We start from the raw sequence: 12496 nt of genomic DNA, 5'->3' as shown, positions 1-12496 counted from the left end.
GTCGCCTCGGTCAAAAATGTGACCAAAATCACATTAGTCCACTCAATGGCAGGAAAGAGCATTTAACCAGGCAGTAAGCCGTGGGGAGCCGGATGGAAGCCCTGTGGGACATCGACCAACTCTCCCGTTCGGGTTGCGGACCACCCCCCTGCGCACGGCAAGCTCATAGGTCGTGAGCTCAGGACCGCCGCATGTGAAGGAGCGCCCAGCTCCCCGCCCCCGCCGTACGGCCCGGCAGTCGGACAAGGCCCCGGGCGAGGCCAGGACGCCGGGACGGCTGACCCCCAAACGCGTCGTGATCCTCGGCGTGGTGGCCATCGTCGTGGTGGGCGGCGGAGGTTTCACCGCCTACACCGCGATCCAGAACGCCTCGGCCCCGCCTCAGTCCCCGCTGGCCCTGGACGACATGGCCAGGATGTTCGGCGGCGGCGACCCGTTCGCGCCCGACCCCGGCAGTGACGTGCTGAAGGCCCAGGCCGCCCAGGCGTTCAAGGCCGACCGGCTGAAGGCCCGGCGCGACGACCGCGACCCGCTGGACCCGATCGAGATCCCCAAGGAGGCGCCCGGCGGAGGCGGCTTCAACCCCAAGGCGCTTCCACCGGGAAGCGCCAACCCCACGGGCAACAGGGCGCTGGGCAAGCAGATGCTTGAGGCGCGTGGCTGGGGCGACCAGTGGAGCTGCCTGGAGAGGCTCTGGATGAAGGAGAGCGGCTGGAACGAGCGGGCGATGAACCGCTACAGCGGCGCCTACGGCATCCCCCAGTCGCTCCCCGGCCACAAGATGGCCAGCGCCGGCAGTGACTGGCAGACCAATGCGGCAACCCAGATCGAATGGGGACTCGGCTACATCAAGGGCCGTTACGGCACGCCTTGTGGTGCTTGGGGCCATTCCCAGGCCAAGGGCTGGTACTGAGACACCAGGAGTCGGCAAGTCTGACCGCCTCCGGCGCGCGGGCATCGCACGCTTGGCCGTATGGATGTGAAGGTCAGCGTCGTAGTGCCGGTGTACAACCCCGGTGATACCGCCGACGCGTGTATCCGTTCGGTGCTGGAACAGTCGATGGACCCGGAGGAGTACGAGATCGTCTTCGCCGACGACGGGTCGGACGACGGGATCCGGCAGCGCCTCGACGCGGTCGCCGCGGTCCGGCCGAACGTGCGCGTTCTCCACCTGGGGCGGACCGGCTCGCCGATGCGGGGCCGCAACGTCGCGATGGCGGTCGCCAGGGGCGAGTACGTGTATCTGCTCGACCAGGCCGACCGGCTGGAGCGGGTCGCCCTGGAGCGGATGTACGCCCGCGCGGTGGAGGCCGACGCGGACATCCTCATCGGGCGGCTGGTCGACGGCCAGTCGCCCCCCTCCAAGGCCTTCGACCGCAACCGGGAGCGCGCCGACCTCCTTGAGGACCGGCTGCTCACCCTGCTGACACCGCACAAGCTCTACCGCAGGGCGTTCCTGGACCGCGAGGCGCTGGCCTTCGCCGACCCCGGCGGGATCCTGGCCGAGCAGACCTTCGCGGTACGGGCCTACCTGCGGGCCAAGGTCGTCGCCGTCCTCGCCGACGAGGTCTGCTGCCACCTCGGGGGGTCGCCGGAGCCGCCGGGCGACCCCTACGTGCACGGGGCCGAGTTACGCGAACTCCTCGACGTCATCGACTACGAGGTCCCCAAGGGGGGCCGGCGCGACCGGATGTACGCGCACTTCTTCCGCACCGCGGTGCTGCGCCGGCTCACCGGAGGCGCGTTCGTGCTCTCCTCCAAGGACCGCGCCGCCACCTTCACCACCCTGCGGGAACTGGTCGTCCAGCGATTTCCCCCCGGGCTCGACCACTACCTGCCCGTGCACCTGCGCGCCCGCGCGGCGCTGCTCCGCGCCGGCCGGCTCGACCAGCTTCTCGTACTGGCCCAGGTCATGCGCGGCACCCGGCTCCAGGCCGACCTCAGGGAGGTGCTCTGGGAGGACGGCGCGTTCGTCATGGGGCTCGGTGTGGAGATCGTGCGGGCCGGAGGCGAGCCGGTGCGCTTCGTCCCGCACGGCGAGGACGGCCTGATGTGGGAGCCGCCGATCCCCCTCGACGGGCTCACCCTCTCCCCCGAGCAGATCGACGTCACCCACGCCGCGGCCCGCGCCCGCTTCGAGGTCTACGCCAGGCACGAGGAGACCGGGCTCATCTACTTTCTCCCGGTGACCTGCTCGATGACGCGCAGCCGGTACCGGAACGGGATCAGGCTCCAGGTCACCGGCGCCGCCCGGCTCGACGCGGCCACCGCGGCCCTGGGCCGCCCCCTGCCCGCCGGGCTGTGGGAGATCCACGTGCGGATGTACTGCGGAGGCCACCAGGCCAGGGCCCGGGTGACCGGATCCCCGCTGAACTGCACGGGGACGCTGGCCAACTACTCCCAGCGGCTGATCGTCCCGTGGTGGTCCGACCGGGGCGAGCTGGGCGTCTGCGTGGAACCCCGCTCGTTCACCGAGTCGATCGTCCTGGTCTCCCCGGGGGCGACGGTCACCCCGCAGCCCGACCACGTCTTCGTCGTGGTGCCCGTGCCGTACGTGCCGCCCAGCGGCGGCCCGCCCGCCGAGCTGGTCCTGCGCCGGGCCGCGCGGGGAGAGCACGAGATCTGCGCGCCCGCGCTGATCGAGCCCGGGGTGCCCGGACAGCACGCCGGACGGCTGATCGCCAAGTTCCCGACCCGGCGGATCTACCGCGAGGGCTTCCTCGCCCCCGGCGACTGGAGGCCGTTCCTGCGGGTGGACAACCGGGAGGCCGGGCTCCGCTTCAAGGTCGTGGTCGGCCCCGGCGGCCGGGTGGAGATCCGCGCGGCCGGCGCCGCCCTGCGCCCCGCGCCCCGCTACCCCGTGCTGAAGCGCGTCGCGCTGCGGATCCCCTGGATGCGGAACATGGTCCGGGTCACCCGGACCGTGCGGCGGCGCTACCTGCCGAGCTGACCCCCTTTCGGGGTCACCCGCTGAGCCGGTGGAGCCGGAGGGCGAGCCGGACCTCCAGGGCGCGCTCCGGAGCCTGCCAGCCGTCGTCCAGCAGCCGGGCGACCCGGTCCAGCCGCTGGGTGACGGTGTCGACGTGGATGTGCAGGGCCTCGGCCGTACGGGAGAGTGAGGCGCCCGTGCCGAAGTAGGTGGTCAGCGTGTGCACCAGGGCGGTGCCCCTGCGGGCGTCGTAGCCGACCACCGGGCCTATCGCCGAGCCGATGAACGCCCCGATGTCGCGCCCCCCGCCGACGAGCAGCCCGACGAGGCCCAGCTCGGCGGCGCTCGCGCCCTCCCCGGCCCGGCCCATGGCCGGCCGGAGCGTCCGGAACTTCGCCGAGACCGAGCCGTCGGTCACCCGCATCCAGGTGTCGCCCCGTTCGGGGTCGTGGAGCGTCATGTAGGCGGTGTCGGTGCCCAGCAGCCGCCTGGCCCGGCGCACGATGGCCTCCGGCACGGCGTCCAGGTCGCGCAGCCCGGCCGGGTCGCCCGCCGTGTCGAGCAGCGCGGACAGTTCGGCCTCGCGCCTGGCCCTCGGCGGAGCAGCGCCCGGACCCGCAGCGCGATGAGCTTGGCCTCCTCGATCTCGGCCAGCGCCGCCGCGTCTGCCCCTGCGGCCCTGGCGGCCAGTACGGGTTCCTCGAACTCGACCGCCGACGCGTCCCTGGCCAGAAGTTCGAGAAACACTCGCGCACCCATGTCATCTATTGACCTGGTTTGGCGGGTTCGATAGGCCACCTGAGGACAACGATGTCCCGTGAGGACCGACACCCGCAGGCCCCAGCCCGCGGATGAGACAGCTCAGCCGACGGGATAGCGGATGATGGTCCGCATCCTCTCCGGCGCCGTACGGCCCTGCGCCGACAGATAGATCTCATGATGCGCCCCCGTCACGGTCAGGCCCCGGTCCGCGACGAACCTCATCAGCCTCGCGACGGTCGCCGGCTCCTCGCTGTACGGGCCCGTGTGCAGGATCTGGGCCGCCCTGCCCTCGGCCAGCGGTGCCAGCCGTACCCGGTCCACGTCCACGGAGGGCTTGCGGGCGCGTACGGCGCTCACCGCCCGCGCCATCGTCTCGGGGGTGACCTGCCGGGGCTGGGGGATGAGCACGGTCCACCGCATGGACGCCCAGTCGTCGGGGGACCCCTCCCAGAGCCCTTCCAGGGGGGCCACCGAGTAGGTCAGCACCGGCTTGAGCTCGGCGCGGATCGCGTAGGCGACGCCGTACAGGCTCTCCACGGCGGTCGCGTAGGTGTCGCCGTAGGGGTCTCCCGAGCCGTCCGTCATCAGGCAGGGCAGTTCGGGGACGTCCAGGAGCGCGGGTTCCGCCTTGGCGGCGTAGAGGGCACGGTTGATCTTCTTCATGACGTCAGGCTGGGCTCTCCCACGGGGGGAGAGTCCAGCCCGGCGCCCGGCGATCAGACGGTGACGGGGTAGGTGAGCGCGAGCTCGTCGCCGGGGAGACCACGGATGCCCCAGTTGACCTGCGGTGACTCCAGGATCACGATTTCCAGGTCGTCGGCGGGGAGGCCGAGGTCCCGCTGCGCCCCGGCGAACAGGGCACGGATCAGATCACGCTTGGCCGCGTCCGACCTGCCCTGGAAACAGATGATCTCCACGATCAGGTAGCGCTCGCTCCGCCGCGGGCAGACCAGGTCCTCGGCGTCCAGCAGCAGGAAACGGTGGAACCGTTTGTCCTCCGGAAGCCGCCACACCTCGGTCAGGCAGCCGTGCACGGTGTCGGAGACCTCCTGACGCCGTCCGGCCCAGACGTCGCGGCGACCGTAGAACTTGATCTGAGTCATGGTTCTCAGTGTCCCAGGACGTTCGGTCCAGGTCCTGCCCAGGTCCGCCCGGTTCCGCCGAGTCCCGTCCGGTCCCGCGCCTGGTCCCGTCCCGTCCCGCCCGGTCCGTCTAGGACGGCGGCCGGGTCATGGCGAGCACGTCGAGCAGGGCGTCCAGCTGCTCCTCGGTGAGCGTGCCGCCGGCGACGTGGCCGCGCTCGACGACGACCTCCCGGATGGTCTTCCGCTCGGCCAGGGCCTGCTTGGCGATCTTGGCGGCCTCCTCGTAGCCGACGAGCCGGTTGAGCGGCGTGACGATCGACGGGGACGACTCGGCGTACTCCAGGAGACGCGCGACGTTGGCGGTGATGCCGTGCACGCACCGGTCGGCGAGCAGCCGGGAGGCGTTGGCGAGCAGCCGGATGGACTCCAGGACGTTGCGGGCGATGACCGGCAGCATCACGTTGAGCTCGAAGTTGCCCGAGGCGCCGGAGAAGGTGACGACGGTGTCGTTCCCGATGACCTGGGCGGCCACCATGCACACGGCCTCGGGGATGACCGGGTTGACCTTGCCCGGCATGATCGAGGATCCGGGCTGGAGATCGGGAAGGTTGATCTCACCGAGCCCGGCGCGGGGGCCCGAGCCCATCCAGCGGAGATCGTTGGCGATCTTGTTGAGCGAGACCGCGACCGTGCGGAGCTGACCCGAGAGCTCCACGAGGGCGTCCCTGGCGCCCTGGGCCTCGAAATGGTCGGGAGCCTCGGAGAACGGCAGTCCGGTGGCCTCGCGGAGCTTCTCGATGACCTTGGGGGCGAAACCCGGCGGGGTGTTGATCCCGGTGCCGACGGCCGTACCGCCCAGCGGGAGCTGCGCGAGGCGGGGGATCGTGCCGCGCACCCGGGTGATGGCGTTGTCGATCTGGGTGGCGTAGCCGCCGAACTCCTGGCCGAGCGTGACCGGGGTGGCGTCCATCAGATGGGTACGGCCGGCCTTGACCACCCGCTCGAACGCGAGCGACTTGTCCCGCAGCGCGGTGGCCAGGTGCCTCAGCGAGGGGATGAGGTGGTAGGTCACCTCGGTGGTGGCGGCGATGTGGATGGAGGTGGGGAACACGTCGTTGGAGGACTGCGAGGCGTTGACGTGGTCGTTCGGATGGACGGGACGGCCCAGACGCTCCTCGGCGAGAGTGGCGATCACCTCGTTGGCGTTCATGTTGGACGAGGTGCCCGAGCCGGTCTGGAAGACGTCGATGGGAAACTCGTCGTCCCACTCGTTCTCCGCCACATCCGTCGCGGCCTCGGCGATCGCCTCGGCCAGCTCCCTGTCGAGCACGCCGAGCTGGGCGTTGACCTCGGCCGCGACGGCCTTGATCAGGCCGAGCGCGGCGATGTGCGGGCTCTCCAGACCGCGCCCGGAGACGGGGAAGTTCTCCACCGCCCGCTGGGTCTGCGCCCGCCACTTCGCGCTCGCCGGAACCTGGACGTCACCCATCGAGTCATGTTCGATCCGATACTCGCTCATGAATCCAGTCTGCGTCCTGCCGGACGCGGCTCGAATCAACCTTGGGCGAAGGCCGCCACCGCCAGAATGACGATCACCAACAGCGAGACGGCCGCCACCCCCATGAGGACGAGCAGGCCGATGGTGGTCTTGGTCACCGGAGCACTCTGCCGCCCACCCCGGCCGTTCTGGTCGGCGATCGCGAACAGGTCGGTTCCCAGCCCGGGAGGGCGTGACGGGACCGCGGGCACCGGGGGACCGCCGGCCGTGACCGCCGGGATGAAGGCCACGGTGTCACCCCCGGCCACCGGCGCGGACGCCTTGGCGGGGGGCGCGCCCGGACCGGCCAGACGGAGACCGCCCTTGGGGCGGATCACCAGCACGGTGCGGTCGGCGTCGAACTCCTCCTCCGCCTGAACCTCCTCGGCGGCCGACGGCTTGGCGGCTCCGGCTCCGGACGCGGCGGGCGCGGGTTCGATGGACGGGGGCTCGGTGGCGGCCGAGGGGGTGTCGGCCACGGTCCGGAGCATCGCGATCGCCTGCGTGGGTGACAGCCGTAGCCGGTGGTCACGTTCGAGCAGTTGTTCGAGCACCGGCCGGAGCGGTCCAGCCTGGGTCGGCGGATCAGCCTTCTCGCGCATCAGGGCGGCCAGGGTCGCGGCGAGCGAGGAACGCTCGTAGGCGGGACGGCCCTCCACCGCGAAGTACAGCGTGGCGCCGAGCGACCAGAGGTCCGACTCGGGCCCGTTGTGCTCCCCGCGTGCCCGTTCGGGCGCCGTGTACCCGGGGGAGCCGATCACCATGCCGGTCTTGGTGAGGCTGCTGTCCCCCTCGGACTTGGCGATGCCGAAGTCGGTGAGCACCACCCGCCCGGTCTCGGTGATCAGCACGTTGCCGGGCTTCACATCGCGGTGGAGCACCCCCTGGGCGTGGGCGGCACGCAGCGCTCCCAGAAGGTCCACTCCGATCTCGGCGACGAGCCGGGGCGGCAGCGGCCCCTCCTCCTCGATCACCTGCTCCAGGGAGCGCGCCTGCACGAGCTCCATGATGATCCACGGGCTGCCGCCCTCGATGATCGCGTCGTGGACGGTCGCCACGGAGGGATGGCTGATGCGGGCGGCCGTACGACCCTCACGGATCATGCGCTCCCGAAGTTCGGCGCGTTGGTCCTCGCTGAGCCCGGGGTCCTGACGGATCTCTTTGATCGCGACCTCACGGCCCAGGGAGCGATCATGAGCACGCCAAACCGTGCCCATCGTCCCCCGGCCGAGCGGTGCGATCAGCTCGTAGCGGTCAGCGAGCACGCGCGTCTGCTGTTCCGGCATGAGAAGAAGATAGCGATTCTTCCTTGAACCTGGCTTTATCCGCGCTTACGGAGTTCCTTGGGCCGGAGCGGGCGCGGGACCACCAGCCGGATGAAGGCCAGCAGGATCCGGATGAACGGGCGTGGAGCGGAGGGGCGCGCCACCGACCTGCGGTGCACGCCCTCGGTCGGGCGGCGGTGCGGGCGGAGCTGAGGCGCCGGGGCCGGGGCCGGGGCCGGTGGCGGGGGCGGGGGTGCCGGAGTCGGCGCGGAGCCCGCCCGGTGCAGGCCGCGGCGCTGCGGGCCGCGGCGCTGCGGGCGGCGGCCGAACGAGGCGGTGGTGAGCGTCGTGGTGCTTCTGACGGCCGGCGCCTCGGCCGGCTCGCCCGCGGCCACCCGGGCGAGCATCAGGGAGGCGCGGACCGCGTCGAGCCGGGTCGCCGGGTCGATCGTGAGCAGGCCGCGCAGCACCGGGGTCAGCGGCCCCGCCTTCTCCATCGGAATCGGCTCGCCGCTGGTCAGCGCCGCCATCGCGGCGGCGGCCGTACGGCGCCCCTGCAGGCCGCGGCCCTCGACGGCGGAGTAGAGGGTCGCGCCGAGCGACCACAGATCGGCCGACGGGGTGGCCTTGGCGCCCAGCACCCGCTCGGGGGCGATGTATCCGGCCGAGCCGAGCACGATACCCGCCTGGGTGATCGACACGTCGCCTTCGAGGGCGGCCAGGCCGAAGTCGGTGAGCACCGATCGATCGCCGGTCACCAGGACGTTGCTGGGCTTCACGTCGCGGTGCAGGATCCCCTTGGCGTGCACGGCCCGCAGCGCGCCCAGGACCTGCCGCCCGATCTCCGCGGCCTCACGCGGCGGCAGCGGGCCCCGGTCCTGGAGGAGCTGCTCCAGGGATCTGGCGCGGAGCAGCTCCATCACGATCCACGGGCGCTCGTCCTCGGTGACGACGTCGAAGACCGTGATGACCGAGGGGTGGGCGACCATGGCGGTCGCCCGTCCCTCGCGCTCGGTCCTGGCGCACAGCTCCGCCCGCAGTTCCTCGTCGAGGACCAGGGGCAGCCGCACCTCCTTGACCGCCACCTCACGGCCCAGAAGCTCGTCATGTGCCCGCCAGACGGTGCCCATGCCGCCGCGCCCAACCGGCTCGGCCAGCCGATAGCGCGCTGCAAGAAGGTATCCGGACGGCGCACGCATGTGGGGCAGCTTACCGATTTGCGTAGTGCGACCAGTAGAGACCGGCTCGAAACTTCTTGCGATCTTCAGTCAGGCTTTCGTGCTCGTCGCTGTCGAGAAACGCCGGGTCACGTCGTTCCAGTTGACCAGGCTCCACAGCTTCTCGACGTAGTCGGGTCGCACGTTGCGATACTGCAGATAGTAGGCGTGCTCCCAGGCGTCGAAGACCAGCAGCGGCGTGGTGTTCATCCCGACGTTGCCGTGGTGGTCGTAGACCTGCTCGACGACCAGGCGGCGGCCGAGTGGTTCCCAGGCCAGGATGCCCCAGCCGGAGCCCTGCACGCCGGCGGTGGCGGTGGTCAGCTGCTTGGCGAACGCCTCGAACGAGCCGAAGTGCTCGTCGACGGCCGCCGCCAGCTCCCCGTCGGGACGGTCGCCGCCGTCGGGGGAGAGGTTCTCCCAGAAGATCGAGTGCAGCACGTGCCCGGACAGGTTGAAGGCGAAGGTCTTCTCCAGCCCGACCAGTCCGCCGAACTCGCCCTTGTCGCGGGCCTCGGCCAGTCGCTCCAGGGTGTCGTTGGCCCCCTTGACATAGGCGGCGTGGTGCTTGGAGTGGTGCAACTCCAGGATCTCGCCCGTGATCGCGGGCTCCAGCGCCGCGTAGTCGTAGGGCATGTCCGGAAGGGTGTACTCGGCCATGAAGGTCTGCCTCCTCGTCGATCAATGCTCTTCGGACACTATTGCAACTTGCTCGCACATGCGTCAGTCCTGCTACCCAGGTCTTTTCGTTGTTGCGATAGATTCGCAGGTACATCATGATGGCAGGTGTTGGTTTGGTCCTGAGGGGGTCCCGTGCCGTTCGGGCTGACGCTCGACGCGGTGCCGGTCATCGCGGCGTTCGAGTCGGTCTACGCGGAGGCGTTCGCACCGCCGCCGTGGTGCGAGACCCCCGACCAGATCCGGGCCTTCGCCGGCCGCCTGCCCGGTCACCTCCGGACCCCCGGCTTCCGCTGCCGCGTCGCCTATCTCGGCGGTGAGCCCGCGGGGTTCGCCTACGGCTTCCCGACCAAGGACCCCTGGCCAAAGGACCGCCTCTACGGCCCCGTCGCCGACGCCGTGGTCGACGTCACCGGCGACCTGTCGATTCTGAGCACCCGCTTCGAGCTTCACGAGGTCGCGGTCTCCCCGCGTTTCGCCGGCCGTGGCGTCGGCACCGTGCTCGTCCGGGACGTCGCCGCGGAGGTGGGCCTCTCCTGGCTGGTCACCTCATGCGAGGCCACCGCCGCCGTCCGCCTTTACGAACGCCTCGGCTGGCGCTGCCTGCACGAGTTCCACGTCTGTGACCGCGCCTTCCGGATCTACCTCTCACCCGCCGCGCCGGGGTGCTCCGCCCCACCCGGCCCGGCTGACCCGTCCCACCCGCCCCGCCTGGACGGTCCCGGCTGACCCGGCTCGCCCCAGGGCGACATTTTGGGGCGCCAGAGGGGGGAATCCCGCAGGATTCCGTCAAAACTGTCCTGTGAGGGCTACAGCGCGTTCCAGGGGCATCCTGCGAGCGGCCCCGCACCCCTCTCGCCCGGGGTCCGTACCCTGTCCGGACCCCGCCCCCTTCCAGGACCCCGCCCCCTTCCAGGACCCCGCCCCCTTCCAGGAGTCCGCTCCCTTCCAGGAGTCCGCTCCCTTCCAGGAGCCCGCCCCCGCTCCGGACCTCCCACGGGGGCGGGAGGGCGCCCGGCCGCGCGGGCCCCGCTCGGGGGAGCCGGGCCCGCGCCTCCGGTCAGCGGCGGCCGATGGACAGGACCGGGCCGGTGGTGTCGCTGAAGAAGTCCTCGCCCTGGTCGTTCACCACGATGAAGGCGGGGAAGTCCTCGACCTCGATCTTCCAGACGGCCTCCATCCCGAGCTCGGGATATTCCAGGACCTCGACCTTCTTGATGCAGTCCTGGGCGAGACGGGCGGCGGGACCGCCGATGGAGCCGAGGTAGAAGCCGCCGTGGGCCGCGCAGGCGTCGGTGACCTGCTTGGATCGGTTGCCCTTGGCCAGCATGACCATGGAGCCGCCCGCGGCCTGGAAGCGCTCGACGTAGGAGTCCATCCGGCCCGCGGTGGTGGGGCCGAAGGAACCGGAGGCGTACCCCTCGGGGGTCTTGGCGGGGCCGGCGTAGTAGACCGCGTGGTCCTTGAGGTACTGCGGCATCTCGCCGCCCGCGTCGAGGAGTTCGCCGATCTTGGCGTGCGCGATGTCGCGGGCGACGACCAGCGGACCGGTCAGGGACAGGCGGGTCTTGACCGGATACTTGGTGAGCTCGGCGAGGATCTCCGGCATCGGACGGTTGAGATCGATCTTCACCACGTGGTCCGACAGGTGCTCGTCGGTGGTCTCCGGCAGGAACCTGGCCGGGTCGGTCTCCAGCTCCTCCAGGAAGATCCCATCAGGTGTGATCTTCGCCAGGGCCTGGCGGTCGGCGCTGCAGGAGACCGCGACGGCGACCGGGCAGGAGGCGCTGTGGCGGGGCAGGCGGATGACACGGACGTCGTGGCAGAAGTACTTGCCGCCGAACTGGGCGCCGATGCCGAGCTTCTGGGTGAGCTCGAAGACCTTGGCCTCCAGCTCGGTGTCGCGGAAGCCGTGGCCGCTGGGCGAACCCTCGGTGGGAATGGTGTCCAGGTAGCGGGCGCTGGCGTACTTGGCCGTCTTCAGCGCGAGCTCGGCGGAGGTGCCGCCGATGACGATCGCCAGGTGGTACGGCGGGCACGCGGCGGTGCCCAGGGAACGGATCTTCTCCTCCAGGAACCCGAGCATCCGCTTCTCGTTGAGAACGGCCTTGGTCTCCTGGTAGAGGAACGACTTGTTGGCGCTGCCGCCGCCCTTGGCCATGAAGAGCAGCTTGTACTCGTCGGCGTGGCCCCCGGGGTCCTCGGCGTAGAGCTCGATCTGCGCGGGCAGGTTGGAGCCGGTGTTCCGCTCCTCCCACATGGTGATCGGCGCCATCTGGGAGTAGCGCAGGTTCAGCCTGGTGTAGGCGTCGTAGACGCCACGTGAGATGTGCTCGCCGTCGGCGCCGTCGGTGAGCACGTGGCGGCCGCGCTTGCCCATCACGATCGCGGTGCCGGTGTCCTGGCACATCGGGAGTACGCCGCCGGCGGAGATCGAGGCGTTCTTCAGCAGATCGAGTGCCACGAAGCGGTCGTTCCCGCTGGACTCGGGATCATCGATGATCTTGCGGAGCTGGGCCAGGTGAGACGACCGGAGATAGTGGGAGATGTCGTGGATCGCCGTCTCGGTCAGCAGTCTCAGCGCCTCGGGGGCGACCTCCAGGAACCTGCGGCCCGCAGCCTCGACGACGCGCACCCCCTCGGCGCTGACCAGACGGTATCGCGTCTCATCCGGCCCCATGGGAAGCAGGTCGGTGTAGTCGAACTCGGGCATCGTCCTCGATCCTCCGTGCCGGTGGCCTTCTCCGGTCCTCCTAGAGGGTACGGCCTGCCGATCGCGCCCTCCCGTGGTGGTCGGGTGTCGGGGACGGCTCCGCCGATCGTGCGGGTTCTCCCGTCTCGCCGCCCTGGGAGTCGGTACGAGACATGAAATAAGCACTTTTAGCAAGGATTGACTATTTATGACGTCCTTTGTCCACATCTGTCCGAAGACAGAGAGGAAGCTGGAAGAGAGGCCGGGCCCAGGGCCCGGTGGAGGCCGGAGGGCGTCATGGAGACTGGAACCGCTGTCATGGCCAGCGACA

12 protein-coding genes are annotated in these 12496 nt (G+C 70.6%); 3 read left to right on the top strand and 9 right to left on the bottom strand.

Going from position 1 to position 12496, the window contains the following annotated elements:
• The first annotated feature begins 193 nt into the window (after positions 1–193).
• Both ABZ194_RS12150 and ABZ194_RS12145 read left to right on the top strand, forming a co-directional pair.
• Positions 194–913, top strand: coding sequence for a lytic transglycosylase domain-containing protein (locus ABZ194_RS12150; protein WP_355595206.1), 720 nt, complete (start codon positions 194–196; stop codon positions 911–913).
• 60 nt (positions 914–973) lie between these two features.
• Positions 974–2950, top strand: coding sequence for a glycosyltransferase family 2 protein (locus tag ABZ194_RS12145; protein ID WP_355595204.1), 1977 nt, complete (start codon positions 974–976; stop codon positions 2948–2950).
• 13 nt (positions 2951–2963) lie between these two features.
• On the opposite strand, the gene ABZ194_RS12140 is transcribed toward ABZ194_RS12145, so the two are convergent.
• The 8 genes from ABZ194_RS12140 to ABZ194_RS12105 form a co-directional block, all read right to left on the bottom strand.
• Positions 2964–3431, bottom strand: a complete 468-nt coding sequence (locus tag ABZ194_RS12140; RefSeq protein WP_355595202.1) for a helix-turn-helix domain-containing protein — start codon at positions 3429–3431, stop codon at positions 2964–2966.
• A complete protein-coding gene (locus ABZ194_RS12135; RefSeq protein ID WP_355595200.1) occupies positions 3386–3688 on the bottom strand; it encodes a hypothetical protein in 303 nt (100 codons plus the stop codon). Before ABZ194_RS12135 ends, ABZ194_RS12140 begins: the two co-directional genes overlap by 46 nt.
• 102 nt (positions 3689–3790) lie before the next feature.
• Positions 3791–4354, bottom strand: coding sequence for a GyrI-like domain-containing protein (locus tag ABZ194_RS12130; RefSeq protein ID WP_355595198.1), 564 nt, complete (start codon positions 4352–4354; stop codon positions 3791–3793).
• Between the two features lie 53 nt (positions 4355–4407).
• Entirely contained in the window at positions 4408–4794 is a 387-nt protein-coding gene (locus ABZ194_RS12125) for a tautomerase family protein (protein ID WP_355595196.1), read from the bottom strand.
• A gap of 109 nt (positions 4795–4903) precedes the next feature.
• Positions 4904–6295, bottom strand: a complete 1392-nt coding sequence (locus ABZ194_RS12120; protein ID WP_355595194.1) for a class II fumarate hydratase — start codon at positions 6293–6295, stop codon at positions 4904–4906.
• A 35-nt stretch (positions 6296–6330) separates the two neighbouring features.
• The gene (locus ABZ194_RS12115) at positions 6331–7599 is read right to left on the bottom strand and encodes a serine/threonine-protein kinase (protein ID WP_355595192.1); all 1269 of its coding nucleotides are present in this window, start codon (positions 7597–7599) and stop codon (positions 6331–6333) included.
• 35 nt (positions 7600–7634) lie between these two features.
• Positions 7635–8777, bottom strand: coding sequence for a serine/threonine-protein kinase (locus ABZ194_RS12110; protein ID WP_355595190.1), 1143 nt, complete (start codon positions 8775–8777; stop codon positions 7635–7637).
• A gap of 69 nt (positions 8778–8846) precedes the next feature.
• A complete protein-coding gene (locus ABZ194_RS12105; RefSeq protein WP_355595188.1) occupies positions 8847–9455 on the bottom strand; it encodes a superoxide dismutase in 609 nt (202 codons plus the stop codon).
• Between the two features lie 153 nt (positions 9456–9608).
• On the opposite strand from ABZ194_RS12105, the gene ABZ194_RS12100 reads away from it, so the two are divergent.
• On the top strand, positions 9609–10202 hold the full coding sequence (locus ABZ194_RS12100) for a GNAT family N-acetyltransferase (RefSeq protein ID WP_355595186.1): 594 nt from the start codon (positions 9609–9611) through the stop codon (positions 10200–10202).
• A 331-nt stretch (positions 10203–10533) separates the two neighbouring features.
• Here ABZ194_RS12100 and ABZ194_RS12095 read toward each other — a convergent pair whose 3' ends face one another.
• Positions 10534–12186 carry a fumarate hydratase gene (locus ABZ194_RS12095; protein ID WP_355595184.1) on the bottom strand — a complete coding sequence of 551 codons (1653 nt, stop codon included), beginning with the start codon at positions 12184–12186 and terminating at the stop codon, positions 10534–10536.
• Positions 12187–12496 lie beyond the last annotated feature (310 nt).

It is taken from the genome of Streptosporangium sp. NPDC006007, assembly GCF_040614315.1.
Taxonomy (GTDB): Bacteria; Actinomycetota; Actinomycetes; order Streptosporangiales; family Streptosporangiaceae; genus Streptosporangium.
The sequence above is the reverse complement of the archived record's forward strand: the minus strand, read 5'-3'. Positions and strand labels throughout refer to the sequence as shown.

Excerpts from the sequence above, each read along its gene's own strand:
- ABZ194_RS12145 (WP_355595204.1), top strand. The coding sequence starts at position 974 with ATGGATGTGAAGGTCAGCGTCGTAGTGCCGGTGTACAACCCCGGTGAT.
- ABZ194_RS12135 (WP_355595200.1), bottom strand. The coding sequence starts at position 3,688 with ATGGGTGCGCGAGTGTTTCTCGAACTTCTGGCCAGGGACGCGTCGGCG.
- ABZ194_RS12130 (WP_355595198.1), bottom strand. The coding sequence starts at position 4,354 with ATGAAGAAGATCAACCGTGCCCTCTACGCCGCCAAGGCGGAACCCGCG.
- ABZ194_RS12125 (WP_355595196.1), bottom strand. The coding sequence starts at position 4,794 with ATGACTCAGATCAAGTTCTACGGTCGCCGCGACGTCTGGGCCGGACGG.
- ABZ194_RS12120 (WP_355595194.1), bottom strand. The coding sequence starts at position 6,295 with ATGAGCGAGTATCGGATCGAACATGACTCGATGGGTGACGTCCAGGTT.
- ABZ194_RS12115 (WP_355595192.1), bottom strand. The coding sequence starts at position 7,599 with ATGCCGGAACAGCAGACGCGCGTGCTCGCTGACCGCTACGAGCTGATC.
- ABZ194_RS12110 (WP_355595190.1), bottom strand. The coding sequence starts at position 8,777 with ATGCGTGCGCCGTCCGGATACCTTCTTGCAGCGCGCTATCGGCTGGCC.
- ABZ194_RS12105 (WP_355595188.1), bottom strand. The coding sequence starts at position 9,455 with ATGGCCGAGTACACCCTTCCGGACATGCCCTACGACTACGCGGCGCTG.
- ABZ194_RS12095 (WP_355595184.1), bottom strand. The coding sequence starts at position 12,186 with ATGCCCGAGTTCGACTACACCGACCTGCTTCCCATGGGGCCGGATGAG.